Origin of the sequence: Methylobacterium nigriterrae (assembly GCF_037106235.1) — a bacterium.
In the GTDB taxonomy this organism is placed as follows: Bacteria; Pseudomonadota; Alphaproteobacteria; order Rhizobiales; family Beijerinckiaceae; genus Methylobacterium; species Methylobacterium nigriterrae.
Genome location: NZ_JBAWTG010000834.1, coordinates 1 through 274, shown reverse-complemented (window position 1 = coordinate 274; position 274 = coordinate 1). Strand labels below are relative to the sequence as shown.

Sequence of the window (274 nt, the reverse complement as noted above, 5' to 3'; positions counted from 1 at the left end):
GCTGAACGGTCTCTGCAGCGCTCTGGGCCACCTGGCGGGTGCTCTCGGCGGCAGCTTCAGCCGTCTGCGCCACCTGCTCGGCCGTCTGCCGGGCGGCCTCGCGGCTCTGCCGCTCGCGCGCGTCGGCTTCCTTCTGCTCGGCGAGGAGCTTGTCGGCCTGCTCGCGCTCTTGCCTTTGCTCGGCCCGGCGCTGCTCAGCCTCGGCCCGCTTGGCTTCTTCGACTTCGGCCTTACCCTCTTCGATCTTCTCGACGATGGCCTGTGCCTCCTCGTC

General features: G+C 70.1%; 1 pseudogene. It reads right to left on the bottom strand.

Annotated elements, in window-relative coordinates:
- Positions 1-274 (bottom strand): annotated as a pseudogene (locus tag WDW90_RS39345) (hypothetical protein); the annotation flags it as partial.